The sequence below is a fragment of the Sediminihabitans luteus genome (assembly GCF_002797595.1).
Classification (GTDB): Bacteria; Actinomycetota; Actinomycetes; order Actinomycetales; family Cellulomonadaceae; genus Paraoerskovia; species Paraoerskovia lutea.
Genome location: NZ_PGFE01000004.1, coordinates 98,027 through 124,374, shown reverse-complemented (window position 1 = coordinate 124,374; position 26,348 = coordinate 98,027). Strand labels below are relative to the sequence as shown.

At 73.8% G+C, this 26,348-nt stretch carries 21 protein-coding genes; 13 read left to right on the top strand and 8 right to left on the bottom strand.

All coding sequences use genetic code 11. The features are described 5' to 3' along the window. Positions 1-94: 94 nt before the first annotated feature. Positions 95-1,435, top strand: a complete 1,341-nt coding sequence (locus tag CLV28_RS12070) for a Glu/Leu/Phe/Val family dehydrogenase (protein WP_373314286.1) — start codon at positions 95-97, stop codon at positions 1,433-1,435. Between the two features lie 168 nt (positions 1,436-1,603). After that, positions 1,604-1,894, top strand: coding sequence for an antibiotic biosynthesis monooxygenase family protein (locus tag CLV28_RS12065; RefSeq protein ID WP_100423581.1), 291 nt, complete (start codon positions 1,604-1,606; stop codon positions 1,892-1,894). 133 nt (positions 1,895-2,027) lie between these two features. Here the strand turns inward: CLV28_RS12065 and CLV28_RS12060 are convergent, their stop codons facing one another. The 5 genes from CLV28_RS12060 to CLV28_RS12040 all read right to left on the bottom strand — a co-directional run bounded on the left by CLV28_RS12060 (position 2,028) and on the right by CLV28_RS12040 (position 7,701). Next, positions 2,028-2,912, bottom strand: coding sequence for a tryptophan-rich sensory protein (locus CLV28_RS12060; protein WP_100423580.1), 885 nt, complete (start codon positions 2,910-2,912; stop codon positions 2,028-2,030). Positions 2,913-2,979: 67 nt separating this feature from the next. Next, a complete protein-coding gene (hemQ, locus tag CLV28_RS12055; RefSeq protein ID WP_100423579.1) occupies positions 2,980-3,750 on the bottom strand; it encodes a hydrogen peroxide-dependent heme synthase in 771 nt (256 codons plus the stop codon). 31 nt (positions 3,751-3,781) lie between these two features. Then, entirely contained in the window at positions 3,782-4,951 is a 1,170-nt protein-coding gene (locus tag CLV28_RS12050; protein ID WP_100423578.1) for a ferrochelatase, read from the bottom strand. A gap of 262 nt (positions 4,952-5,213) precedes the next feature. Then, positions 5,214-6,818: a hypothetical protein gene (locus CLV28_RS12045; protein ID WP_100423577.1), complete on the bottom strand. Its 1,605-nt coding sequence runs from the start codon at positions 6,816-6,818 to the stop codon at positions 5,214-5,216. 94 nt (positions 6,819-6,912) lie between these two features. After that, on the bottom strand, positions 6,913-7,701 hold the full coding sequence (locus CLV28_RS12040) for a hypothetical protein (RefSeq protein ID WP_100423576.1): 789 nt from the start codon (positions 7,699-7,701) through the stop codon (positions 6,913-6,915). A 193-nt stretch (positions 7,702-7,894) separates the two neighbouring features. Between CLV28_RS12040 and CLV28_RS12035 the strand changes: the two genes are divergently transcribed. The 5 genes from CLV28_RS12035 (at position 7,895) to CLV28_RS12015 (ending at position 14,397) form a co-directional block, all read left to right on the top strand. Further along, positions 7,895-9,787, top strand: a complete 1,893-nt coding sequence (locus CLV28_RS12035) for a beta-N-acetylhexosaminidase (RefSeq protein WP_100423575.1) — start codon at positions 7,895-7,897, stop codon at positions 9,785-9,787. Beyond that, the gene (locus CLV28_RS12030; RefSeq protein ID WP_100423574.1) at positions 9,784-11,460 is read left to right on the top strand and encodes an N-acyl-D-amino-acid deacylase family protein; all 1,677 of its coding nucleotides are present in this window, start codon (positions 9,784-9,786) and stop codon (positions 11,458-11,460) included. Before CLV28_RS12035 ends, CLV28_RS12030 begins: the two co-directional genes overlap by 4 nt. Positions 11,461-11,521: 61 nt before the next feature. Further along, positions 11,522-12,937, top strand: coding sequence for an alanine racemase (locus tag CLV28_RS12025; RefSeq protein WP_239073219.1), 1,416 nt, complete (start codon positions 11,522-11,524; stop codon positions 12,935-12,937). A 39-nt stretch (positions 12,938-12,976) separates the two neighbouring features. Further along, positions 12,977-13,390 carry a RidA family protein gene (locus tag CLV28_RS12020; protein ID WP_100423573.1) on the top strand — a complete coding sequence of 138 codons (414 nt, stop codon included), beginning with the start codon at positions 12,977-12,979 and terminating at the stop codon, positions 13,388-13,390. Between the two features lie 65 nt (positions 13,391-13,455). Then, positions 13,456-14,397 carry a hypothetical protein gene (locus CLV28_RS12015; protein WP_100423572.1) on the top strand — a complete coding sequence of 314 codons (942 nt, stop codon included), beginning with the start codon at positions 13,456-13,458 and terminating at the stop codon, positions 14,395-14,397. Between the two features lie 92 nt (positions 14,398-14,489). Here CLV28_RS12015 and CLV28_RS12010 read toward each other — a convergent pair whose 3' ends face one another. Next, positions 14,490-16,169, bottom strand: coding sequence for a SulP family inorganic anion transporter (locus CLV28_RS12010; RefSeq protein ID WP_100423571.1), 1,680 nt, complete (start codon positions 16,167-16,169; stop codon positions 14,490-14,492). Between the two features lie 238 nt (positions 16,170-16,407). Between CLV28_RS12010 and CLV28_RS12005 the strand changes: the two genes are divergently transcribed. From CLV28_RS12005 to CLV28_RS11995, 3 genes are all read left to right on the top strand, one after another. Beyond that, entirely contained in the window at positions 16,408-18,294 is a 1,887-nt protein-coding gene (locus tag CLV28_RS12005; protein WP_100423570.1) for an alkyl/aryl-sulfatase, read from the top strand. Positions 18,295-18,373: 79 nt separating this feature from the next. After that, the gene (locus CLV28_RS12000) at positions 18,374-18,949 is read left to right on the top strand and encodes a dihydrofolate reductase family protein (RefSeq protein WP_100423569.1); all 576 of its coding nucleotides are present in this window, start codon (positions 18,374-18,376) and stop codon (positions 18,947-18,949) included. Between the two features lie 148 nt (positions 18,950-19,097). Next, positions 19,098-19,700, top strand: coding sequence for an LppA family lipoprotein (locus CLV28_RS11995; RefSeq protein WP_157802631.1), 603 nt, complete (start codon positions 19,098-19,100; stop codon positions 19,698-19,700). Here the strand turns inward: CLV28_RS11995 and CLV28_RS11990 are convergent. Then, positions 19,678-20,322, bottom strand: a complete 645-nt coding sequence (locus CLV28_RS11990) for a TetR/AcrR family transcriptional regulator (RefSeq protein ID WP_100423567.1) — start codon at positions 20,320-20,322, stop codon at positions 19,678-19,680. The two genes, CLV28_RS11995 and CLV28_RS11990, sit on opposite strands and share 23 nt — an antisense overlap. A 129-nt stretch (positions 20,323-20,451) precedes the next feature. Between CLV28_RS11990 and CLV28_RS11985 the strand changes: the two genes are divergently transcribed. Beyond that, complete coding sequence (locus CLV28_RS11985) at positions 20,452-21,975, top strand: MFS transporter (RefSeq protein ID WP_100423566.1); 1,524 nt, start codon at positions 20,452-20,454, stop codon at positions 21,973-21,975. A 57-nt stretch (positions 21,976-22,032) separates the two neighbouring features. Here CLV28_RS11985 and CLV28_RS11980 read toward each other — a convergent pair whose 3' ends face one another. Beyond that, positions 22,033-23,220, bottom strand: coding sequence for a glycerate kinase (locus CLV28_RS11980; RefSeq protein ID WP_100423565.1), 1,188 nt, complete (start codon positions 23,218-23,220; stop codon positions 22,033-22,035). A 171-nt stretch (positions 23,221-23,391) separates the two neighbouring features. On the opposite strand from CLV28_RS11980, the gene CLV28_RS11975 reads away from it, so the two are divergent. Together CLV28_RS11975 and pntB are read left to right on the top strand one after the other, a co-directional pair. Further along, positions 23,392-24,951, top strand: a complete 1,560-nt coding sequence (locus tag CLV28_RS11975) for a Re/Si-specific NAD(P)(+) transhydrogenase subunit alpha (RefSeq protein WP_100423564.1) — start codon at positions 23,392-23,394, stop codon at positions 24,949-24,951. Between the two features lies 1 nt (position 24,952). Continuing rightward, the gene (pntB, locus tag CLV28_RS11970; RefSeq protein WP_100423563.1) at positions 24,953-26,338 is read left to right on the top strand and encodes a Re/Si-specific NAD(P)(+) transhydrogenase subunit beta; all 1,386 of its coding nucleotides are present in this window, start codon (positions 24,953-24,955) and stop codon (positions 26,336-26,338) included. Positions 26,339-26,348 lie beyond the last annotated feature (10 nt).

Here is a 26,348-nt window from a genome sequence, read left to right as displayed (position 1 = left end):
CGCGGGTGCGCCCCCGCGGGGCGACGCCGGGTGCGCCCTGCGGAGGGCGCACCCGGCGTTGTACGTTGGGCGCACCAGCGGTGCCGCTGACCCCGTGGCACCGGTCGCTCTCCACACCCCGGAGGACCCGTTGTCCACGCACGACGCCGTACCCGGCCACGCGCCGTCCGCCCCCCACCCGGCACCCGAGGCATCCAGCGGACCGCTGAGCACCGCGCTCGCCCAGCTCGCGGGCGCGGTCGACATGCTCGGCCTCGACGCGGGCGTCCACGAGATGCTCGCGACGCCCCGCCGCGAGGTCCACGTCGCCGTCCCGCTGCGACGCGACGACGGCTCGACGGTGCTGTTCCGCGGCTACCGCGTGCAGCACAACGTCTCGCGCGGCCCGGGCAAGGGCGGCCTGCGGTACCACCCGAGCGTCGACATCGACGAGGTCCGGGCGCTCGCGATGTGGATGACCTGGAAGTGCGCGATCGTCGACCTGCCGTACGGCGGGGCCAAGGGCGGGGTCACCATCGACCCGCGCGAGCACTCGACCGCCGAGCTCGAGCGCGTGACGCGCCGGTACACGACCGAGATCAAGCCCGTGATCGGTCCGTCGCGCGACATCATGGCGCCCGACATGGGCACCGACGAGCAGACCATGGCGTGGGTCATGGACACCTACTCGGTCTCCGAGGGGTACACCATCCCGGGCGTCGTGACCGGCAAGCCCATCGCCGTGGGCGGATCCCTCGGCCGTGCGACGGCAACCTCGCGCGGCGTCGTGCACTCGACCAAGGCCGCGCTCAACGAGGCCGGCGTCGACCTCGCGGGCGCGAGCGTCGCCGTCCAGGGCTTCGGCAAGGTCGGCGCGCACGCCGCCACGATCTTCGCCCAGGAGGGCGCCCACGTCGTCGCCGTGAGCGACCAGTACGGCGGCGTGCGCCACCCCGACGGGCTCGACATGGAGGCGCTGACCGCGCACGTCGCCGAGACCGGCTCGGTCGTCGGGTTCGACCGGGCCGACCCGATCAGCAACACCGAGCTGCTCGCGCTCGAGGTCGACGTGCTCGTGCCCGCGGCCGTCGAGGGCGTGATCGACGAGACCACGGCGCGCGACGTGCGCGCCCGGTTCGTCGTCGAGGGCGCGAACGGCCCGACCACCGGCGCGGGCGACGCGATCCTCGCCAAGAACGGCGTCATCGTGGTGCCCGACGTGCTCGCCAACGCCGGCGGCGTCGTCGTGTCGTACTTCGAGTGGGTCCAGGCGAACCAGGCGTACTGGTGGACCGAGTCGGAGATCGCGGAGCGGCTCGAGCACCGCATGCACTCCGCGTACGCCGACGTCTCGGCGCTCGCCCGGCGCGAGGACGTGTCGCTGCGCGACGCCGCGCTCGCGATCGGGGTGCAGCGCGTGGCCGAGGCGCACGAGATCCGGGGCCTGTACCCCTGACCTGCGGGCCCACCGGCCCACGGGCCCACGGGCCCACGGGCCCACGGGCCCACGGGCCCACGGGCCCACGGCCGAGCGCAACCTTTCGCACCACGATCAGCTCGTTCCTGGTGCACAAGGTTGCGTTCGGCCGTGGGTGAGACCGTGCTCGACCGCTAGGGTGCCGGCATGATCCGTGAGCACGCGCTGCTACCCGTCCGGCCCGGCACCGAGGCCGCGTTCGAGGCCGCGTTCGCGCAGGCCAAGGCTCTGATCGAGGTCCAGCCCGGGTTCGGGAGGCTCACGCTCTCACGCGGCGTCGAGTCGCCGTCGACCTACCTGCTGCTCGTCGAGTGGGAGTCGGTCGAGGCGCACGAGGAGGGTTTCCGCCGATCGCCCGAGTACGCGCGCTGGCGCGAGCTGCTCCACCACTTCTACGACCCGTTCCCGAGGGTCGAGCACTTCGTCGACGTCAACTGAGGCCCCACCGCCGACCGCAACCTTTCGCACCACGATCAGCTCGTTCCTGGTGCACAAGGTTGCGCTCGGCCGTGGGCACCGTCACCCGTGGGCCCGGTCGGCAGGGGACCTGTCGGCAGGGGGCGGACGACGGTCAGCCGGGTTCGCCCGGGATGACGACGGTCGCGCCGCGGCGCTGCGGGCGCGGCGGCCGCGAGACGACCGCGACGATCGGTGCGCACAGCGCGATCGCGGCGGCCGTCGAGGCGGCGATCGCGACCGTCTCGTCGACGAGCGGGCCCTGGAAGCGCCCGTACGCGATCCACCCGAGACCCCACGCGGCGGCGAGCCCGGTCGCGACGATCAGCACGCCGCGCGTGCGGGCGTACACGGCGAGCGCGACGATCACCACGGCTCCCAGGCCGACCAGCACGACGCCCCAGACGGTCGCGCCCAGACCCAGCTCCCCGACGTCCGCGGCCGAGAGGGTCGCCGCGACGTCGGCGAGCGTGGCGACGCACACCCAGCCGAGGTAGAGGCCCACGGTGCCCTGGTAGAGCCACGCCTCGAGGCCGCGCGCGGGGCGCAGGCGCACGTAGCGGACCACGACCACGCACAGCACCGCGACGAGCGCGGCGATCACGGCGACGCTCGCCCACAGCCACCCGGCCTGCACGACGCCGATCCACGCGGCGTTGAGCAGCATCGACGCGAGCACCCACCAGGACGTCGCGCGCAGGCGCGGGTTGGTCGCGTGCCGGGGCAGCGCCTGGTGCACCGCGGCGGCGAGCAGCCCGAGGTAGATCACCGACCAGATGCCGAACGCCGGCCCCGCGGGGGCCACGACCGTCGCGTCGGCGGACAGCGCGCCGTCCGCCGCCTCGGCGATCGGGGTGCCGCCCGCGGCGCCCGAACCGACGGCCGCGCCCGCGACCGCGACGAGCGCCCCGACGAGCACCACGACCTGCCGCACGTGATCGCCGCGCGTCGCGAGCGCACGGTGCCGGCCGGTGGTCAGGGCGAGGGGTTCGGAGGCCATGAGGTCATGGTGCCCGACCGCGCCGGATCGGGCCGAGCGGCGCGCTGGGCTGCGGCGATGCCCGGCGTCAGGCGAGCGGCTGGCGGTCCGCCCAGGCGTCGAGCGTGGTGCGCGGCCCGGTGAAGAACGGCACCTCCTCGCGCACGTGGCGGCGCGCCTCGGTGTTGCGCAGGTCGCGCATGAGGTCGACGATCCGGTGCAGCTCGTCGGCCTCGAACGCGAGGATCCACTCGTAGTCGCCGAGCGCGAACGCCGAGACGGTGTTCGCGCGCACGTCCTTGTAGTCCTTGGCCGCGAGCCCGTGGTCGCGCAGCATGACGCGGCGGTCCGACTCGGGCAGCAGGTACCAGTCGTACGAGCGCACGAACGGGTAGACGCACACGTAGTCGCGCGGCTGCTCGCCCGCGAGGAACGCGGGCACGTGCGCGCGGTTGAACTCGGCCTGACGGTGCAGGGCCGCGACCGACCACACGGGTTCGAGCCCGCGCCCGAGCGACGACGCGCGCAGACGCTGGTACGCGCCCTGCACGGCCTCGATCGACGAGCCGTGCGTCCACAGCATCAGGTCGGCGTCCGAGCGCAGCCCGCCGACGTCGTACCAGCCACGGACCACGAGGTCGGCGTCGGTCGAGGCCGGGTCGACGCCGTCCGCCACCGCACCGCCGACGGCGCGCTCGGCCGCCGCGACGAGGTCAGCACGCTCCGCGGCGTCCTCGGGCAGGGTCTCGGTCAGGGAGAACACCGACCACATGGTGTAGCGGATGGTGTCGTTGATCGCCGTCGTGTCGACGACGGCCCCGGTGTCGCCGTGGACGTGGCCGGTCGCGTGCTCGCTCATGAGGTCCTCTCGCAGGTGGTGGTCGGGAAGGTCAGACCGCGAGGCCCGAGCCGCACAGCGCGGGCACGCCGGACGGCTCGCCGTCGCGGCGCAGGCAGCAGTTCGGTGCGCACACCGAGCGGAACGGCGGGAGCGTGCCGACGACGGCCTCGTCGACGTCCTCGCCGCGGGCGATCGCCGCACGCTCGAGCACGAGGTCGACCAGGCCGCGCACGAACGGCTCGCGCGTGCCCACGGTCCCGGCGCGCACCGCCGTCATGCCGAGCTCGGTCGCGGTCGCCATGGCCTCGGTGTCGAGGTCGTAGGCGACCTCCATGTGGTCCGAGACGAACCCGATGGGCGCCATGACGACGTCGCGCAGGCCCTCGCCCGCGCGCTCGGTCAGCAGGTCGTTGATGTCGGGCTCGAGCCACGGCTGGCTCGGCGGGCCCGAGCGCGAGCAGTACGCGAGCTCCCACTCGACCGGGTGGCGCAGGATCGCCGAGGCGCGCGACGCGATGAGCTCGCCCACGTCGAGGTGCTGCTGCGAGTACGTCGCCTGCGACACGCGCGAGGCGGCCTCCATGGTGTCGGGGATCGAGTGCGTCACGAAGATCAGCTTCGCGGCCGCGGCGTCGCCGCCCTTGTCCGCGAGCGCCCGGTAGCCGTCGAGGACTGCGTCGACGTTCGCCTCGACGAAGCCCGGGTGGTTGAAGTACGAGCGCACCTTGTCGAACTCGACGCCGGTCGAGCCCTCCTCGCCGAGCTGACCGCGCTTGTCGAGCACGACCGCGAGGTCCTCGCGGTACTGGCGGCAGCCCGAGTACGACGAGTAGGCCGACGTCACGAGCGCGACGGCGCGCTTGGCGCCGATCTCCTCGAGCTCGGTGATCGCGTCGTCGGTGTACGGCGCCCAGTTGCGGTTGCCCCACACGACGGGCAGCTCGATCCCGCGCGCGGCGAGCTCGGTCTCGAGCGCGGTCTTGAGCGCGAGGTTCTGCTCGTTGATGGGGCTCTTGCCGCCGAACCCGTAGTAGTGCTCGCCGACCTCCTCGAGGCGGGCGTCGGGGATCCCCTTGCCGGCGGTCACGTTGCGCAGGAACGGGACGACGTCGGCGGGCTCGTTGGGCCCGCCGAACGAGTAGAGCAGGAGGGCGTCGTAGGGCAGCGCGGGGGACGGCTGCGTCGGGATCGTGGCGGGGGCTGCGGGCGAGACAGACATGTCATGCATCATCGCACCGCCGGGGCGTGCGCATCGTGGTCGAGGCGGAGGTCGGGGACGTGACATGGAACGGACACAGCGTCAGATCGTGAGGAGGCGCAGCGTCAGATCGCGAGGAGGCGAAGCGTCGGATTGCTCCCCACCCCGCCGAGCGCCACGTTCTGGCCCCTTCCGGGCGTTCGAGGGGGCCAGAACGCGACGCTCGCGCACGAGAGGGCCAGAACGTGACGCTCGCGCACGCCCGGGGGACGAGGCGCGGGAGTCATGCCGGCAGATGGATCGTGTACCCGATGCCGAGCTCGTCAAGGAGATCGAGGGTCTGCGGCGACGCCCCGACCGTGTTGCTGGTGCCGCTCGCGAAGAAGTGCCAATGCGCCCCCTGGATGTCACCGTGCTCGACGAGCCAGGCGTCCGAGCGGATCTGGCGCTCGACCCCCGCGGTGAGGGTCACGTAGCCGACCTTCGACTCGTGCGCCACGCCGTCGACGAGGACGTCGAACACGCGGACGTGGGCGTTGCACACCGCGATGCAGTCGGCGGTCAAGGCGCGAACCTGGACGTCCTTGCCCCTCGTCGCCGCGCCGTAGAAGTTCGCGAGTGCGCGCTCGCCGTCCAGACCGCTCTCGAAGAAGCGCGAGGGGAATCCCTTGATGGGAATCGATCGTTCGAGCGACGCAGCGAGGGCGTCGAGGTCGTGTCGACCCGTTGCGAGCCTGAGCAGCGTCTTCTCGCTCACGCCCGCCGCACGAAGGCGATCCGACTCTTTCCAGACGACCTTAGAGACGGCGATCTTGACCCGGTCAGGGACCTTGAGCGTCACGATCTTCGCGGCCACCGCGGCCACGAGCTTCGGGTTCCGGGCGAGGAACTTCGAGACCTTGGCCGTGATCGACACCTCGTCGCCCGCGACCGGCACGAGCCCGGTCGCGTTGAACCCTGCACCCACCCAGTCGCCGTGGATGGCGGCGCCGACGACGTCGCGGACGTCGGCCGCTCCGCCGACCAGCCATCCGACACCAGGGATGAAGCTGGCCCCGCCCGAGGCGAGGTTGCCGGTGAGCCACGCGAGCGAGTCCCCCGGCGAGAGGTCGCCGAGGACGAACCCACGAGCGACGTCGGTCGCGTACTCGGCCGTGCTGACCTTGACGTCCGCGACGAGAGGATCGAGCCCCTGCGACTCGCGGTGCCCGTCCTCGTACCCGTCGTCGAAGCCGTCACCGTCCGTGTCCGCGACCTCGGGGTCGCTGCCGACGACGTCGACCTCCGTCCCGTCGGGGAGCCCGTCGCCGTCGGTGTCGGGTGCGAGCGGGTCCAGGCCGAGGTCAGCCTCGTCGCCGTCGCCGAGCCCGTCACCGTCGGTGTCGGGCACGAGCGGGTCCGCGTACCCGTCGTAGGTCGTGCGCGTCAGCGCGACGCGCACGGCGCCGGTCACCGCACCCGCCAGAGTCCGGGCCGGACCGACGCCGCGTCGGGCCACCACCTCGACGGCGGGGCCGCCGGCGACCACGGTCGTCGTGCGCGGGGCACCCGCCTCGTCGAGATCGGTCAGCCCGTCGCCGTCGGAGTCCGCGAGGGCCGGGTCGGTGCGGTGCGACCGGCCGTCCTGCGTGACCCACCCGGCGATCTCGATCTGGTCCGGGAGACCGTCACGGTCGGTGTCGACGGGGATCGTCCGGGTCACGGGTTCGCCGGCACGTGCGACGTCGGCGGGGACCTGGACGAGCCCGTACGCACCGGCGACGGCGAGGACCGCGGCAGCGGCGACGACGCCCGTGATGCTGCGCCGTCGGGGCGCGACCGACGTCGCTCGGGCCGGCGGGGTCGGATCCGCGTCCCCCGTCGCCCCGGTCACCTCGTTCGCTCCCACGCCTGGTCCCTCCCTCGTCGGACAGTGCGACCGAGCGTCACGTCCGGGCCCCCTCGACGGCGTTCGAAGGGGCCCGGACGTGACGCTCGAGGGGTCAGGCGGCCAGGCTCTCGAGCGCCGAGGGGTTCGTGGCCTCGCCGATCCACCGCTGCGGGTCGGACGCACCGGTGCCGAGCGCGAGGAGGCTCGAGACCTCGTTGCCCGAGAGCACGCGCGCGTCGAGCTGGGCTGCGACCTGCCCCGGCATGAGCGCCGCGCGCGCCTTGATCTCGAGCGTCTGGCCGGGCTTGACGTCCTTCGTCGTCGAGGAGAGCACGGTCACCGTGAGCTTCTGCCCGGGCTTGCCCTCGACCTTCTCGGCGGCCATCGCCGTGACCTGGAGGGTGAGCACGGGCGCGCTGTCGAGGTCGGCGTTCTTCACGCGGGACCGCTTGCGCACCGCCCAGACGCCGTTGACGATCGCGATCACCCCGAGGCCCAGCATGAGGACGACCGCCGCCCAGCCCCCGAAACCGGGGCCGTCGGGCTCCACGGCGACGAGGCGGTCGTCCCGGCTGTCACGGAGGACCGTCGCGGTCTCGCCCACGGCCAGGTCGTCGCTCATGACCGAGTCGGTGCTGCCGTCCGGCAGGGTGACCGACACGACCCGCACGTCCTCCATGTGCCGGGCCCGACGCGACCCGCGGGACTGCAGCTCGGTGTGCTCCTCGGTGACCGTGACCTGCACGGGCTCGTACGACGCGAGCATGCTATCGACGTTGTCGTAGGCCATCACGGCCCCGGCGACGGCGAGGATGCTCCCGACGACCAGCAGGAGGACGGCGACGCGCGCCTTGGCCCGCAGGTACGCGGTGACGAGGGGGGAACGTGTGGCGCTGGACATCGCGGCCTCCGGGACTGGCGGGGGTCGTCGGCGACCCCGGGCGAGGTGGCGCCCGAGCGGCGCCGTCGGGACTGTAGCCGCGGGCGACAGCGCTGACGAGGCCTGCCCGCATCGCGGATGCTCCACGCCGCGACTCGGCCCCGGGGCGCGGACGCCCGGCCATGAATAGCGACAATTCGACTAGTCTCGTCGGGTGCCTACTCCGACGCCGCCAGGGCTCGTCCCTGCCCCTGTCCACGTCGACCTCGCGGACGGCGCATGGTCCGCCGGTCCGACCGTCACGGTCTCGGCGACCCTCGGCCTCGCCCCGGCAGCACGCCGTTGGGGTCGGACGACGGAGGTGGCCTTCGACGTCGTCGTGCACCTGGTCGTGGACGGGCCCACGTCCGCCGACGCGGCCCCGGGACGCGCGACCGGCACCGACGCGTCCAGCACCGCAGCGACCGGCACCGACGGGGACGCTCCCGCGACGGACGCCGCCCCGGCCACGCGCCGCGCCCGTCGCCTCGCCGACGCGCACGACGCGGACGCCCGCTGGGCCGACGCGCCCGCGGCCGACGTGACGTTCCGCCGGGAGGCCGCGCTCCCGGCGGGCGGCTACCGCCTCACGATCACCCCGGAGGCGGTGCGCGTCGACGCGGCCGACCTCGACGGCGCGCACGCCGCGACCCAGACCCTGCGCCAGCTCGCGGGCCCGCAGGCGTACCGCGCGGCGTCCGGCACCGCGGGCCTGACCCTGCCGGCGCTCACGGTCACGGACCACCCCCGCTTCGGCTGGCGCGGCGTGCTGCTCGACGTGGCCCGGCACTTCCTGCCCAAGGCCGACGTTCTGCGGTTCGTGGACCTCGCCGCGGCGCACAAGCTCAACGTGCTGCAGCTGCACCTCACGGACGACCAGGGCTGGCGCGTCGAGATCCAGCGGTACCCGCGGCTGACGAGCGTGGGCGGCTGGCGCACCGAGTCGGGCGTCGGCACCTGGCGTGCGGGCGTGTACGACGGGCGGCCGCACGGCGGGTTCTACACCCAGGCCGACCTGCGCGAGATCGTCGCGTACGCGCGCGAGCGCGGCATCACGGTGGTCCCGGAGATCGACGTGCCGGGTCACGTGGAGGCCGCGGTCGCGGCCTACCCCGAGCTCGGCACGCGCAAGGAGCCGCACGCCGTGCGCACCACGTGGGGCGTGAGCACCGAGGTGCTCGACCCGTCCGAGGAGTCGCTCGCGTTCTTCGCGGGCGTGCTCTCGGAGGTCATGGACGTGTTCGACGGCCCGTGGGTCGCGCTCGGCGGTGACGAGGTGCCGACGGCGCTGTGGCGCGCGAACCCGGAGATCGTCGCGCGCGCGGCGGAGCTCGGGCTCGACGACGTTGCCGACCTGCACGGCTGGTTCCTGGGTCGGCTCTCCGAGGTCGTGACCGCGGCGGGCCGTCGCCCGATCGTGTGGGACGAGGGCTTCTCGCCGCGCCTGCCGCGCGAGGGCGTCGTGACGTCGTGGCGCGGGCTCGCGGCGGGTGCGCAGGCCATGGTCGCGGGGCACGACGTGGTCATGGCGCCCGAGCAGGTCGTGTACCTCGACCACCGCGCGTCCGACCGGGACGACGAGCCGATCCCGGCGGGGTTCGTGAACTCGATCGAGCGCGTGCTGGCGTTCGACCCGCTCCCGCCCGAGGTGGCCGCGGAGTTCCCGGCGCTGTCGGGCCCGGACGACGAGACCGGCACCGGCAGCCTGCTCGGCGGGCAGGCCGAGGTCTGGACCGAGTACCTCGACTCGGCCCGCCGCGTCGACTACGCGGCGTTCCCGCGCCTCGCGGCGTTCGCCGAGGCGGTGTGGAGCCCGGCGACGGACCGGGCGCCGGGCTCGACGGCGTCCGACGAGTTCCTGGACCGCCTGCGCGAGCACCACCTGCCGCGCCTCGACGCGGCAGGTGTCGAGTACCGCCCGCTCGACGGCCCGCTCCCGTGGCAGACGCGCCCGGGCGTGCAGGGCTACCCGCGCGACCTCGAGGCCGAGATGGCCGAGGCGGGGTGGGCCGGGGCCGGCGGCTGGCGCGAGGACGCCGACGGCAACGAGGTCGGGGACCGCGGATGACCGGCCGCACCCGCGCCGACGGCACCGCAGGCGGCCCGGCGGGCAGCACCGCGAGCACTACCGCAGGGGACGTGCTCGTGCGCGGCGCGCGCCTGCCCGACGCGACCGCACCGGACGGGATCGGCTCCCCCGTCGATCTCCTGGTGCGTGACGGCCGCGTGGCCGACGTCGTTCCGGCGGGCTCTCGTACGCCGTACGACGCACCGACCGTGCTCGACGCCGAAGGCCGGCTCGCGATGCCCGGGTTCGTCGACGCGCACGTGCACGGCGAGGCCGCGGTGCTCGACCCTGACGTGCAGCTCGCGCTGCTGCGCCAGGGGGTGACGAGCATCGTCGTGGGGCAGGACGGCGTGTCGTTCGCGCCGTCCCCCGCGCCCGCCACCAGCACCGACACTCCCGATGTACACGACGGGCTGCACGACTCGTACACCTGGTCGTCCGGCTACTTCGCCGCGATCAACGGCGCGCACCCGACCTTCCGCGGGGGCGGCGTCGGCGACCTGCTCGCGACGTACGACGGCACGACGCCCGTCAACGTCGCCGCACTGCTCCCCCACGGGACGCTGCGCTACGCGGTGCTCGGCGGCGCGGACCGCCCCGCGACCGCCGCGGAGACGGACCGACTCGTCGCGCTCGCGCGGCGCGCCTTCGACGAGGGTGCGTGCGGGCTCTCGACGGGCCTCGAGTACGTGCCCGCCGCGTACGCGGACGAGGCCGAGCTCGTCGCGCTCGCCCGCGTGGCCGCCGAGCGCGGCCTGCCGCACGTGAGCCACATGCGCGGCTACGAGGACAAGGCGGGCCCGGCGTTCGCGGAGCTCGTGCGCATCGCCCGCGCGTCGGGCGTCGCGACGCACGTCTCGCACTACCACGGCCCGCACGCCGAGCTCCTGGGTTACGTCGACGACGCGCTCGACGCGGGCCTCGACGTCACTTTCGACTCGTACCCGTACCTGCGCGGCTGCTCGATCCTGTCGATGGTGTCGCTGCCCACGTGGCTGCCGATCGCGGAGCCCGAGCGCGCGGTCGCGATGCTGCGCGACCCGGCCGTGGTCGCGCGCCTGCACGCCGAGCACTTCCCCGGCCTCGCCGACCTGTGGCCGCGCGTCACGATGGCGAACGTGCCGGGCGAGCACGCGTGGACCGAGGGCCTCACGCTCCCCGACGTCGCGGCGCGCCTCGGCCTCGCGCCCGCCGACGCGGCCCTGACGCTGCTCGTCAGCACGGGCCTGCGTGCCGGCTGCGTGTTCGCGCAGCCGCCCACGAACTCGCCCGACTCGGTGCGCGCGCTCCTGCGCCACCGCGCGCACATGGGCGGCTCGGACGCGATCTACGGCGGCGGCATGCCGCACCCGCGCGGCTGGGGAGCGTTCGCACGGTTCCTCGCCGAGCACGTGCGCACCCTCGGCGACTGGACCTGGGCGGACGCCGCGCACCACCTCGCGGCCGCCCCCGCGGCCCGCTTCGGGTTCGCGGGTCGTGGCACCCTGGTCCCTGGGTCGGTGGCCGACCTGTCGCTCGTCGACCCGGCCGCCGTGCAGGACGTCGCGTCGTACGACGCACCCCGCCGGCCGGCGTCGGGCATCGCCGACGTGCTGGTCGCGGGCGTGCCCGTGCTGCGCGACGGCGCGCCGACCGGCGCGACGCCGGGGCGCGCGCTGCGCCCGGGCGCCTGACCAGAGCACGTACGAACGAGCACGCCCGGCGCGCTCGCACGACCGACGGAAGGACGACGCTGTGCCGAGCGCGCAGACCGAGAGCAGCCCGACGACCCGCACGACCGACCCGACCACGGTGGTCGGGCGACGGACCAAGGGCCTGCGGCTCGACCGCGACCACGCCGCGGCCGCGCTCCTGACCGACCAGCCGCACGTCACGGACGCGCCGTTCGCGTGGCCGCTGCTCACGCTCGACGACGGCGCGCTCGCGCACAACATCGCGCTCATGGCACGGCTGTGCGCCGAGCACGGCGTGCAGCACGCGCCGCACGTCAAGACCACGATGTCCCGCCAGGTCGTCGCGCGGCAGCTCGCCGCGGGCGCGTGGGGCGTGACCGTCGCGACGCCCGGCCAGCTGCGCACCGTGCGCTCGTGGGGGCGAGAGACGGTGTTCCTCGCCAACGAGCTCGTCGACCCCCGCGAGATCGCATGGCTGCGCGCCGAGATCGAGGGGTCGCTCGGCCCGGGCGGCGTCCCGTTCGAGGTGTGGCTGTACGTCGACTCGCCCGAGGGCGTGGGCCTGCTCGCGCGCGGGTTCGCGGACGCCGCGCCCGAGGTGCTCGACCGACTCGGGGTGCTCGTCGAGGTGGGCGTGCACGAGGGCCGCACGGGCACCCGCACGTCGGCCGACACGATGCAGGTCGCCCGCGCCGTGGTCGGTGCGGGCCTGCGCCTGCTCGGCGTCGCCGGCTACGAGGGCAGCGCCGCCCACGGCACGAGCCCCGAGGAGCTCGAGACCGTCGCCGCGTGGTGCCGGTCGCTGCGCGAGGCCGCGACCGCGCTCGTACGCGAGCGCCTCGTCCCGGCCGAGCGCCCCGTGGTCGTGAGCGCGGGCGGCTCGTCGTACCTCGACGTCGTCCTCGCGACGCTGCCCGGCCCCGTGACCACGCCCGACGGTGCCGAGCACCCGACCCGCGTCGTCGTACGCTCGGGCGCCTACGTGGTGCACGACCACGGCTACTGCGCGCGCATGGACCCGTGGGACCGGATCGCCGGTGCCGAGCCCATGCGGCCCGCGGCGACCGTGTGGGCGCAGGTGCTCTCGACCCCCGAGCCCGGCCTCGCGCTGTGCGGTGCCGGACGCCGCGACGTGGCCGACGACATCGACCTGCCCACGCCGCTGTGGCTGCGATCGCTCCAGCAGGACGGCACGTGGAGCGCGCCGCACGAGCTGCACGGGGCGAGCGTCACAGGCCTCAACGACCAGCACCTGTACCTCCGGCTCGACGACTCCCCCGCCGACCGCACGCCCGCGACCGCGGTGGTCCGCCCGGGCGACGTCGTCGGGTTCGGCATCTCGCACCCGTGCACGCTGCTCGACCGTTGGCGCGCCGCGGCCGTGGTGCGCGGCAGCGGCCGCATGGGTGAGACCGGCGGCGCGCTCGGCGAGTCGAGCGCCGACGAGGTGCTCGAGATCGTCACGTTCGACTTCTGACCCCACCCACCCGAGAACGACCGAGGAGAACCCGACCCGATGAGCGACACGACCCCGAAGACCGCCGTCAGCACGCCGCACGCCCCGGCCCCCGCGCACACCTTCCACCAGGGCGTGCGCAAGGGACCGTTCGTGCAGGTCTCGGGCCAGGGCCCGGTCGACCCGGCCACGAGCGAGTACCTCTTCCCGGGCGACGTGCACGCCCAGACGACGCGCACCCTCGAGAACGTCAAGGCGATCGTCGAGGCGTCGGGCGCGACGTTCGACGACGTCGTGATGCTGCGCGTGTACCTGACCACGCGCGACGACTTCGCGACGATGAACGACGCGTACGGCGCGTTCGTCGAGGCGCACTGCCCGAGCGGCGTGCTCCCGAGCCGCACGACCGTCATGACGGGCCTGCCGCGCGAGGAGATGCTCGTCGAGATCGACGCGTTCGCGATCGTCGGCTGACACCCCGCGGGGACGGCCGGCAGCCCCCAGTTGCCGGTCGTCCCCGCGCGCGTCACCGTGGCTGCATGCTCGGAACCGTGACGCGAGGCCTCGTGGCCGGCGCAGCAGGGACCGCCGTCATCGACGCGGTCACGTACCTCGACATGGCCCTGCGCGGTCGCGACCCGTCGAGCGTGCCGCAGGGCACGGTCGACGCGCTCGCGGACCGTGCCGGCACGAGCGTCCCGGGCGACGGCGCTACCGCGGAGAACCGCCGCACCGCGCTCGGCGCGCTCGCGGGCACGGCGACCGGACTCGGCGTCGGGGTGCTCGCGTCGGTCGCCCGTCGCGCGGGCCTGCGGACCGGCCCGGCCGCGGGAGCGGTCCTGATCGGCGGCGCGGCCATGGCCGCGGCCGACCTGCCCGTCGCCGCCCTCGGCGTCTCCGACCCCGGCACGTGGTCCCGTGCGGACTGGGCCGCGGACGTCGTCCCGCACCTCGCGTACGGGCTCACGACCCACCTGACGCTCGACGCGCTCGCGAGCGACGAACCACCCGCGGGGCGCGCGCGCCCCGCGCTGCTCGCTCGGTCGGCGGCCCTCGGGCTCGCGTCGGGAGCCCGCGCCTCGCTCGGCGTCGCCGCACCCGTGCTGACCTCGCCCGGCGGCGGTCGCGGACGCGCGGTGGCGAAGGCGGGCATCGCGCTCGGGGTGGTCGGCGAGCTCGTCGGCGACAAGCAGCCCACGACCCCCAGCCGGCTCGACCCGCCCGGACCGCAGGTGCGCGTCGCCGCGGGCGCGCTCGGCGGTGTGGCGCTCGCACGGCGCGCCGAGGCGCGGCCGCTCGTGCCGATGGCCGTGGGTGCCGCGGCCGCCGCCGTGGGCACCCGCGCGGGGGCCGCGTGGCGCGCGTGGGCCGTGGGCCGGGTGCCGGACTGGCAGGCCGCGGTCGCCGAGGACGTCGCGGCGCTGGCTCTCGCGGCGGTGGCGTGCGTGGGCGGGCGCCCGGGCAGCGGCACGACGGCCTGACCGACGACCTGACCCCCGCGGCGACGTCGTCGTGGTCCCGGATCACGGCCCGGAGCGGTGCCCGGGGCGCGACGACGCGCCCACGCGGTCGGTCAGCGGTCGTCGTCCTGCCAGGCGCGCGCGTCGTGGACCGCGCGCAGGGTCGACTCCCGCAGGGTCGAGGTCGTGACGTGCACGCGGTCGGGCCCGAGCTGGTCGAGCGTCCCCGTGCGTTCGAGCTGGTGCGCGAGGTCGGCACTGACCCCGACGAGGTAGAGCCGTGAGTCGGCCCCGGCGAGCCGCTCCCCGTAACGCTCCAGCAGGTTGATGAACGTCGAGCCGAGCTCCTCCTTGCCGCGCAGGTTCAGCAGGACGGCGCACCGGTCCGTCGTCGGCCCCACCGTGGGGAGCTGCGCCTCGGCGATCGGCGTGGCCGCGAAGAACAGCGACCCGTACGGGCGGATCACCACGACGTCGTGACGTCCCAGGGTGCCGGGGAGGTCCTCCTCCGTGAACGACCCGTCCGCGTGGGGCACCCAGCGCCGGAGCGTGACCTTGTTGGACTGCTTGACGACGAACAGGATCAGCGAGGTGCCGACGCCGACGAGGACGGCGTACTGGAGCGGGATGAGGATCGTCAGCACGAACGTCACGAGCATCGCTGTCGCCTGAACGCCGCCCGTGCGGAGCACGCTCCCGGCGGCGGAGAGCTTGAGGCTGCGCACCCCGACCACCATGAGCAGGCCCGCGAGCGCCGGCATCGCGACCTGGCCGACCGCGTCCGAGAGCACCACGACGACGAAGGCCATGGTGAGGCCCGCGACGATCAGCGCGAGGCGGCTGCGTGCGCCGGCCCGGGTGACGATCGCGGTGGCGGACATCGACCCGCCGACGGGCATGCCTGAGAGCAGCCCGGAGGCGATGTTGGCGACGCCCTGCCCCCGGAAGTCGCCGGAGGGGTCGGGGTACTCGCCGTCGGGGTTGGGGGTCGAGGCGCTGATCGCCGCCCCTTGGACGAGCCCGACGAACGCGAGGGAGGCGGCGGGCACCAGGAGGGATCCGACCAGGCTGAGGTCGGGCAGCGTGATGCCGGGGAGCCCGGCCGGGACGGTCGCGATGTCTGCCAGGACGGGCACGGCGTCGAAGGGGATCGCGAGGAGCGACCCGAGGATCACGGCGACGACCATGCCGAGGGCCCCGAGCCGGGTCTTCTCGAGCAGCACGATGAGCACGATGGTCGAGAGGCCCACGCCGAGCGCGGAGAGGCTCCAGGAGCCGACGTGCAGGATCGTGTCGAGGGCCTCGTGCAGCCGGGTGGCGCCCACACCGTCGTACCCCGTGATGTCGTCGAGCTGGCTGAGCACGATCGTGACGGCGACCGCGTTGACGAAGCCGACGAGCACCGAGTTCGGTACCCACCGCACGACGCGCCCGAGCCCGGCGGCGCCGAGCGCGAGCATGATGATCCCGGTGAGCAGCGCGACGGTGAACAGCGCGGTCTCCCCGCCCTCGCCCTGGGTCTCCGGGATGTCGGCGACCACGACGGCCATCGCGCCGGTCGCCTGGACGGCCATGAACGCCGAGCTGGTGCCGAGCGCCCCGAAGAACGTGCCGACCATGTAGCCGTAGAGCCCGTAGATCGGGTTGACGCCGGCAAGGAGCCCTCCGGCGAGCCCGTCCGGCACCGACTCGACGCCGAGGGTGATGCCGGCGGGGACGTCCTTCTTCCAGTGACGTAGCGGCTTCCGGTGACGCAGCGGCCGCCGGCGGGGGGCGTGCTGCGGTCCGGGCATCCGTCAGCCTCCGGTCGTCGTGGTACGTCGGGTCGCTCGGGTTCGACCGTACCCGCGACCGCCCCGATCGACCTCCGAAGGTCGATCCTGCACGACGAGTGCGCAGACGCGATGACGGGACCCTGGACGCCCTCCGGGAGTCGTGTGCAGGTGTCGGTGAGGCAGCGCTCCCACCGGTGGTCGTCCACCCACGGCGGTCCTACGGTCGAAGAGAAGCACCGACGAGAAGGAGTCCGACATGAGCACACCGAAGCCCGCTACCGCCGCCACCGTCCGCACCAACCGCGCGGTGCTCGACGCACTGCCCTTCGACGACACCACGGACCTCGAGAACGCGGACCGGGGCCTCGTCGTCCGGGCGAGCGGCCAGGTCCGTACCGACGACGGCGACGTCGCCTGGGACTTCGACCGGTGGGACTTCCTCGACGGGGAGGCCCCCGACACGGTCAACCCGTCCCTGTGGCGGCAGAGCAAGCTCGTGTCCAAGGCCGGGATCTACAAGGTCACCGAGGGCGTCTACCAGGCCCGTGGCTTCGACCTGTCGGTGCAGTCGTACATCCGGGGCGAGAGGGGGTGGATCGTCGTCGACCCGTCGATCAGCGTCGAGCCGACGCGGTACGGGTACGACCTGATCCGTGAGCACGTCGAGGACCTCCCCGTCACCGCCGTCATCCACACGCACTCCCACATCGACCACTACGGCGGCGTGCGCGCGCTCGTCACCGACGAGGACGTCGAGGCCGGCACCGTGCGGATCATCGCTCCCGTCGACTTCCTCGAGGAGTCGGTGAGCGAGAACGTCATGCTCGGCAACGCGATGGCACGACGCAAGTCCTACATGTACGGCGAGATCGTCGGCTACGGGCCGGACCGCTCCGTCGGAGCCGGCCTCGGCCAGGTGACCTCCGCCGGCACCGTGACTCTCATCCCGCCGACGGACATCATCTCGGAGACCGGCACCGAGCTCACCGTGGACGGCGTCCGGATCGTCTTCCAGCACACCCCCGGCGCCGAGGCCCCCGCGGAGCTCTGCTTCTACCTGCCGGACCTCAAGGCGCTCTGCGGGGCCGAGATCGTCACGCACACGCAGCACAACCTCTACACCCTGCGCGGTGCGAAGATCCGTGACTCGCTCGTCTGGTCCAAGCACCTGCACGAGATGCTGCAGCTGTTCGGCGACGCCGAGGTCCTGTTCTCCTCGCACCACTGGCCCACGTGGGGCAACGCCGAGCTGCGCGACCTCATCGAGGGCCAGCGCGACATGTACCGCTACCTGCACGACGAGACCGTGCGGCTGGCGAACAAGGGGCTCACGCCCGTCGAGATCGGCGAGCGGATCACCCTGCCCGACGCCCTCGCGCAGCGCTTCGCGAACCGCGGGTACTACGGCTCGATCAACCACAACGTGAAGTCGACGTACGTCTACTACCTCGGCTGGTTCGACGCGAACCCCGCGACGCTGAACCCCCTCGAGCACGTCGACGCCGCCCCCCGCTACGTCGAGTACATGGGCGGCGCCGACGCCGTCCTGGAGCGGGCCCGTGCGGACTTCGACAAGGGCGAGTACCGCTGGGTCGCCGAGGCGCTCAACCACCTCGTCTTCGCCGAGCCGGAGAACATCGCGGCGCGCGAGCTCCAGGCCGACACGTTCGAGCAGCTCGGCTACCAGGCCGAGAACGGCACGTGGCGCAACTTCTACCTCACCGGCGCGATGGAGCTGCGCGACGGGATCCGCAAGCAGCACGTGCTCCTGACCGCGAGCCCCGACTCGGTGCGCGCGATGTCGGTGTCGATGTTCCTCGACTACGTGGCGATGCGGCTCAAGGCGCCCGAGGCCGCCGGACTGCGGTCGACCTTCGCCCTGGTGCTGCCCGACATCGACGAGCGCTACGTCCTCGAGCTCGGCAACGGGGTGCTCAACCACCGCCCGGGCACGTCCGACGACGTGCAGGCCACGCTCACGTTCGACCGTTCCGTGCTCGACGCCGTGGTGCTGGGCCGGACCGACATCCCCGAGGCCGTCGAGAACGGCGACGTGCAGGTCGACGGCGACGCGGCCGCCGTCCGGGAGTTCGTCTCGCTCCTGGACACGTTCGACTTCTGGTTCGACATCGTCACCCCCTGACGACTCGTCGTCTCCCGAACGCCGGGGCCCGACCGCACAGGTCGGGCCCCGGCGTTCGTACCTCCCGTACCGTGGACGCATGCCACGCACCGTCTTCTACACCGCGTCCACGCTCGACGGGTTCATCGCCGACGAGGCCGGGTCGCTCGACTGGCTGTTCGCGGTCGACGACGGCGGCGGGGCGGCCGACGAGTTCTTCGCGACGTTCATGAGCCGTGTCGGCGTGCTCGTCGAGGGGTCGACGACGTACGGCTGGGTCCTCGAGCACGAGAACCTCCTGGCCGAGCCCGAGCGCTGGCAGCAGCTCTACGGCGACCTGCCCACCTACGTGTTCTCGTCGCGCGACCTCCCCGTGCCGGACGGCGCGGACGTGCGCGTGGTCCGGGGCGACGTCGTCGACGCGCTGCCCTCGATCTGGTCGGCCGCGGGCGACAAGGACGTGTGGGTCGTCGGCGGCGGTGACCTCGCGGGGCAGTTCCTCGACGCGGGGGCTCTCGACGAGGTCGTCGTGGCGGTCGCGCCCGTGACGCTCGGTGGCGGCGCGCCCGTCCTGCCGCGGCGGGTCGAGGCCGACCGGCTGCGGCTGCGCGCCGTCGAGCAGCGCGCGCAGTTCGCGTACCTGACCTACCACGTGGTGCCCTCGCCCGCGTCGTAGCACGACCGCGACCTCGTCGCCCGTGCTGGACGACGAGCCGAGCAGCGTGGCGTCGCTGGCATCATGACCCCCGCACTGCACGTCGAGACAGAGGGGGCAGCACGAGATGCATCGACGACCACGTGGACGCCAGGGGCGGGTCGGCGCCGTGGTGGCGCTCTCGCTCGCGAGCGCTGCGACCTTCGGCGGGTGCGCCGCGTCGTCCGACTCCGCGGACCCGTCGACCGTGGAGGACTACCTGGGCACGAGCACCGAAGGCTACGACCGGATCGATCAGCGTGCCCCGCTGGAGACCGTGCAGGCCGAGAACGACGCGATGATCCTCGCGATGCGTGACGCCCTCACTGCGCAGTTCCCCGAGCTCGAGTGGGTCGAGGCCAAGGAAGGCCAGCTCAGTGGCATGCCGCCGGCCGACGACATCTTCACGGACGACGGGATCGAGGGGCGAAGCTACAACACGACGCTCTGGGCCACCGAGACGCAGCTCTCCTCATATCCCGACACCGACATCGACACCGCGATCCGCATCGTCTCCGACATCGGCAACGACTACGGGTACGGCGATCTGTCCACGATCCAGCGGCTGAGCGACCCTGCCGTCTTCGGCACCGTCGCCGACAACGCCGACGGCGACAAGTACTACTTCACCTCCGACAGCGGGACCACGCTCCGGGCGCGGTCGGCAGGCCACCTCACCAGCGACCAGCTCGACCAGGTCGCCGCCCTGGTCAGCCCGACACCGACCCCGTAGCGCCCGGCGCCGGAGCGGTCGCGAGCGGGACGACGATCTCGTCGGTGATGCGCGCGAGGTACTCCGGGCCGACCGGCAGGCCCGCGACGACCTTGCGGTACACGGTGAGCGCCGGGCCGATCTCGGCGAGCAGGTCGACGTCACGCTCCGGGGGGATCTCGCCGCGCTGCTTGGCGCGCTCGAGGAGCGACCGCATCATGTCGACCTTCGCGGTGACGAACCGCTCGTGGAACGCGTGGGCGAGGTCGGCGTCGGTCCGCATCTCCGAGATGAGGCCGGGCATGAGCGCGTCGCCCTTGTCGCGGCCCCGCAGCTCGGCGAGGGCCGCGAGGTCGCCGCGCAGCGTGCCCGTGTCGGGCACGTCCTCGGCGCGCAGGGTCGCGCGCGTGCCGCGGGTGATGGCGTCGACGGCGAGCTCGGACTTCGACGACCAGCGGCGGTAGACCGTGGCCTTGCCCGCGCCGGCGCGGCTCGCGACGGCGTCCATCGTCATGCCGCCGAACCCGCGCTCGGCGATGAGCTCGCGCGCCGCGTCGAGGATCGCGTCGTCGCGGGACTCGTCACGGGGTCGTCCTGGGCGCGGTGCGGGAGGCTGCACGTCGTCGTCGGCGTGCGTCGTCATGTGGATCTCCTCCTCGGGCGCTTTCGCTGTGGGCGAACATCGCCACTTTTCGAGACTAGCCAGTTTCGATACTGGTCGGTTCTGCAATAGGCTCAGGATACCGACCCGCCGTCCTCAGGAGAAACCCGCATGACCTCGACCCCCTCCTCCGCCGCGACCGGCGACGCCGCGCGGCACCACGCGCGCCGCTGGTGGATCCTCGCCACGGTCGCGCTCGCCCAGCTCATGGTCGTGCTCGACGCGACCATCGTGAACATCGCGATGCCCTCGGCCCAGGCCGACCTCGGCTTCAGCGACAACGACCGCCAGTGGATCGTGACCGCCTACGCCCTCGCGTTCGGGAGCCTCCTGCTGCTCGGCGGGCGCCTGTCGGACATCCTCGGCCGTCGCCGCACGTTCCTCGTCGGCCTCGTCGGCTTCGCCGTCGCCTCCGCGATCGGCGGCGCGTCGCAGAGCTTCGAGATGCTCGTCGCGGCCCGCGCCCTGCAGGGCGTCTTCGCCGCGGTCCTCGCGCCGTCGGCCCTCGCGGTGCTGACGACGACCTTCACCGAGCCCAAGGAGCGCGGTCGCGCGTTCGGGGTGTTCGGCGCGATCGCCGGCATGGGCGGCGCCGTCGGCCTCCTGCTCGGCGGCTACCTGACCGAGAACTTCGACTGGCGCTGGAACCTCTACGTCAACCTGTTCTTCGCCGCGATCGCCGTGGTCGCGGGCCTCGTCCTGCTCCCGCGCGACGCGACCAAGCGTGCCGCGGGCGCACCGCGTCAGAGCCTCGACGTGCCGGGCGTGCTGCTCGGGTCCGCCGGGCTGTTCGCGCTCGTGTACGGGTTCTCGCAGGCCGAGCCGCAGGGCTGGGACTCCGTGTGGACGTGGGGCCCGCTCGCGGCGTCCGCGGTCCTGCTCGTCGCGTTCGTGCTGTGGCAGCGCCGCACGACCCACCCCCTGCTCCCCCTGCCCGTCGTCGTCGACCGCGACCGCGGCTCGGCGTACGTCGCGATCCTCGTCGCCGGCTCGGGCATGTTCGGCGTGTTCCTGTTCCTGACGTACTACCTGCAGTCGTCGATGGGCTACTCCCCCATGACCACGGGCTTCGCGTTCCTCCCGATGGTGCTGGCGATCATCGTGACCGCGCAGGTCTCGAACAACGTCACGCTCCCCCGGTTCGGCCCCAAGGTGCTCGTCCCGATCGGCCTGACCACGAGCGCGGTCGGGATGCTCTGGTTCACGCAGCTCGCGGGCGACTCGGCCTACGCCTCGGGCGTCATGCCGGGCCTGATCCTCATGGGCATCGGCATGGGCTGCACCATGCCGCCCGCGTTCCAGCTCGCGACGCTCGGCGTCGACCGCCGCTACGCGGGCGTCGCCTCGGCCATGGTCTCCACGAGCCAGCAGGTCGGCGGCGCGATCGGCACGGCCGTGCTCAACACGCTCGCGGCGACCGCCGCGACGTCGTACGTGACCGACCACGCCCCCGCGACGCCGCAGGTCATGGCCGACGCCGCGATCCACAGCTACGACGTCGCGTACCTGTGGTCGGCCGCGTTCTTCCTGGTCGGGGCCGTCGTGGTCGCGTTCCTGTTCCGGACCAAGGACGACCGGGCCGAGCGGCTCGCCACCGCCGAGGCCGAGACGTCCGCCCCGGTGGTCGCGCACTGATCGCACGCCCCGACGGCGGGCTCGCGCCCGGACGGGGTCGGACGGCGTCACGCGGGGTCAGCGCCCCGCGTGACGCCCCGCCAGGTGCAGGCTCGTCACGGCCGCCGCGACCTCGGTGAGTCGCACCGCCGTGCGGTCGAGCAGCGCGTCGAGCTCGATCGGGCCGGGCGCGATGCTGAACGCCGCGGCGATGCCCGCCTCGCGCGCCTGCGCGACGGGCAGCAGCACACGGCCGGCGATCACGACGACGGGCGGCGGCACGGGCGCGGCCGCGGCGAGCGCACCGATCGTGTCGGCGACCTTGCCGTGCACGGACTGCGAGTCGAACGACCCCTCGCCCGTGAGCACGAGGTCGGCGTCCGCGACGGCGGCGGGCAGGCCGACCGTCTCGGCGACGAGCGTCGACCCGCGCTCGGTCTCGGCACCCAGCACCGCGACGAGCGCCGCGGGCACGCCCCCGGCCGCCCCCGCGCCGGGCAGCTCGCGCACGTCGACGCCGGTCGCGGCCTCGAGCACCCCGGCCCACCGGTCGAGCGCGGCGTCGAGGAACTCCACGTCGGCCGGGCCGGCGCCCTTCTGCGGCCCGAACACCGCGGCGGCGCCACGCTCGCCCACGAGCGGGTTGGTCACGTCGACCGCGAGCCGCCAGCGCACCGCACGCGCCCGCGGGTGCAGACCTGCGAGGTCGAGCGAGGCCACCCGGGCGAGACCCTCGCCTCCGTCGGGGACGTCGGTGCCGTCGTCCGCCAGGAGACGCGCGCCAAGCGCGCGCAGGACACCCGCGCCCCCGTCGGTCGACGCCGACCCGCCCAGGCACACGAGGATCTCCTCGACCCCCGCGTCGAGCGCGGCACGCGCGAGGTCCCCCGTGCCGCGCGTCCCCGCGTGCAAGGGCTGGAGGCGGACGTCGCTCACGGCGGGCAGCCCGCTCGCCTCCGCGAGCTCGACGACCGCGACCGTACCGTCGGCGCTCAGCCCGAGCCGGGCGGTCGCGGGGCGGCCGATCGCGTCGACCGTGTCGACCACGACGGTCCGCACCCCACCACCCGCGGCGAGCGCGTCGAGCGTCCCCTCGCCGCCGTCGGCCACGGGCAGCTCGACCACGTGCGCGTCCGGCGCGACGGACCGCACGCCCGCGGCGAGGCAGCGCGCGACCTCGGCGGCGTCGAGGCTGCCCTTGAAGGAGTCGGGCGCCACGACGACGCGCAGCGCAGGGACGGTCGGATCGTTCGTCGGCGAAGTCACGCGTGAATCGTACGCACCCCCGTGCGGCACCGGCGTCCCACATGCTGCGACGCCGCCCCGGTGTGGGAGCGCGTCCCCTAGGCTCGGCGCCGGCGGGCCACACCCGCCGGTCGGCGCGACGACGCACCGGCCAGCAGTCCCCGCAGCAACGGCGCACGACGGGAGCAGCACATGAGGATCGGTGTCCCTCGCGAGACACGACCGGGCGAACGGCTCGTCGCCGCGACCCCCCGCACGGTCGGACAGCTCGTCGACCTCGGGTACGAGGTCGTCGTCGAGTCCGGCGCGGGCGAGCGCGCCCACCTGGGCGACGAGGCGTTCACGGCCGCCGGAGCGCGCGTCGTCGGCGCGGACGAGGCCTGGGCCGCGGACGTCGTCACCGCGGTCAACCCGCCCGCAGCCTCAGACGTCGCCCGGCTCACGCCCGGCGCGACGCTCGTGTCGATGCTCGGCCCGGCCGCGCACCCCGACCTGGTCGAGTCCCTGCGCGCCCGCGGCGTGACCGCGCTCGCGCTCGACGCGGTGCCGCGCATCTCGCGGGCCCAGGCGCTCGACGTGCTGAGCACGCTCTCGAACGTCGCGGGCTACCGCGCGGTGGTCGAGGCGGCGACGGAGCTCGGCGCGATGTTCTCCGGCCAGGTCACCGCGGCGGGCAAGACGCCGCCCGCGACCGTGTTCGTGATCGGTGCGGGCGTCGCGGGCCTCGCGGCGATCGGCACGGCGGCGAGCCTCGGCGCGCAGGTCCGCGCGTTCGACGTGCGCCCCGAGGTCGGCGAGCAGATCGAGTCGATGGGCGCGACGTTCGTGCAGGCCGCGCAGGCCCAGCAGGAGGTCAGCGCCGACGGCTACGCGAGCGCGCTCACGGCCGAGCAGGAGGCCCTGACCCGCGCGATGTACGCCGAGGAGTCGGCGCGCGCCGACGTCGTGATCACCACGGCGCTCGTGCGCGGCACGGCGCCGACGACCATCACGGCCGACATGGTCGCGGCCATGAAGCCCGGGAGCGTGATCGTCGACCTCGCGGCCTCGGGCGGCGGCAACTGCGAGCTCACGGTGCCGGGCGAGCGCGTCGTGACCGCGAACGACGTCGTGATCGTCGGGGCGACCGACCTCACCTCACGCATGCCGCAGCACACCGCGCAGCTGTTCGGCACGAACGTCGTGCACCTCATGGCCCTGCTGACGCCGGGCAAGGACGGCGTGCTCGTGCTCGACCTCGACGACGTCGTGCAACGCGGCATGACGGTGGCGCACGCCGGCGAGACGCTGTGGCCGCCGCCGCCCGTGCAGGTCTCGGCCGCTCCGGCAGCCGCCGCGCCTGCCCCGGAGCCCGCGCAGGACCCCGCCGAGGTCGAGCGGGCCGCCGCGGAGCAGCGACGCCTGCGCTCGCGCCGCCGCACGGTCGGCGCCACCCTGGCCGCCGTGCTGGTCGTGCTCGCGCTGTCGTTCAGCCCGCCCTCCGTCGTCGGGCACGCGACCGTGCTGATCCTCGCGGTGTTCGTCGGCTACTACGTCATCTCGCACGTCTCGCACTCGCTGCACACCCCGCTCATGGCCCAGACCAACGCGATCTCCGGGATCATCCTGGTCGGCGCTCTGCTGCAGATCGGCAGCGACGACCTGCTCGTGACGGTCCTGGCGTGCGTCGCGGCGACGGTCGCGTCCATCAACATCTTCGGCGGGTTCGCGGTCGCGTACCGGATGCTCGCCATGTTCCGGAAGGGGGCATGAGATGACGTGGACGTCCCTCGCCCAGGCGGTCTACGTGGTCGCCGCCGTGCTGTTCGTGCTCTCCCTCGCCGGGCTCTCGCGGCAGGAGACCGCCAAGCGCGGCAACGTGCTCGGCATGGTCGGCATGGTGCTCGCGCTCGCCGCGACGGTCGCGCTCGCGGCCGACCAGTCCGAGCGGCCCGTCGCCGTGACGCTGACGCTGACCGCCGCGGTGCTCGCGGTGGGCGCGAGCGTCGGGCTGTGGCGCGCGCGCAGCGTCGAGATGACGCAGATGCCCGAGCTCATCGCGATCCTGCACAGCTTCGTGGGCCTCGCCGCGGTGCTCGTGGGCTTCAACTCCTACCTGACCGAGCCGCAGGACCCCGCGCACCTGGTCGAGGTCTTCCTGGGCGTGCTCATCGGCGCGGTCACGTTCACCGGCTCGATCGTCGCGTTCCTCAAGCTCTCGGCGCGCATCAAGAGCTCGCCGCTCACACTCCCGGGCCGCAACTGGCTCAACCTGGGCGCGCTCGTCGCGTCGGCCGGGCTGCTGTGGTGGTTCCTCGCGTCGGGCTCGGTGCTGCCGCTGATCCTCATGACCGTGGTCGCGCTCGCGCTCGGGTGGCACCTGGTCGCGGCCATCGGCGGCGGTGACATGCCGGTGGTCGTGTCGATGCTCAACAGCTACTCGGGCTGGGCCGCAGCCGCCGCCGGGTTCATGCTCAGCAACGACCTGCTCATCATCACGGGGGCGCTCGTCGGCTCGTCGGGTGCGATCCTCAGCTACATCATGTGCACGGCCATGAACCGTTCGTTCGTCTCGGTCATCCTGGGCGGGTTCGGGGCGGACGGCGGGTCGGCGGCGTCGTCCGGCGACGTGACCGGGGAGCACCGCGAGGTCAGGGCCGACGAGGTCGCCCGGATGCTCGCCGACGCCCGCTCGGTCGTCATCACCCCGGGGTACGGCATGGCGGTCGCGAAGGCGCAGTACCCGGTCGCGGACCTCGTGGCGCGGCTGCGCGCGCAGGGCGTCGAGGTCCGGTTCGGGGTGCACCCCGTGGCCGGGCGCCTGCCGGGGCACATGAACGTGCTGCTCGCCGAGGCGCGCGTGCCGTACGACGTGGTGCTCGAGATGGACGAGATCAACGACGACCTCGCCGCGACCGACGTGGTGCTCGTGATCGGCGCCAACGACACCGTGAACCCGGCCGCGCTCGACGACCCGGGCTCGCCCATCGCCGGGATGCCGGTGCTGCGGGTGTGGGAGGCCGCGCAGGTCGTCGTGTTCAAGCGCTCGATGGCGACGGGCTACGCGGGCGTGCAGAACCCGCTGTTCTTCAAGGAGAACACCGCGATGCTGTTCGGGGACGCGAAGGAGCAGGTCGAGGCGATCGTCCGCGAGCTCTGAGGCGTGGCAC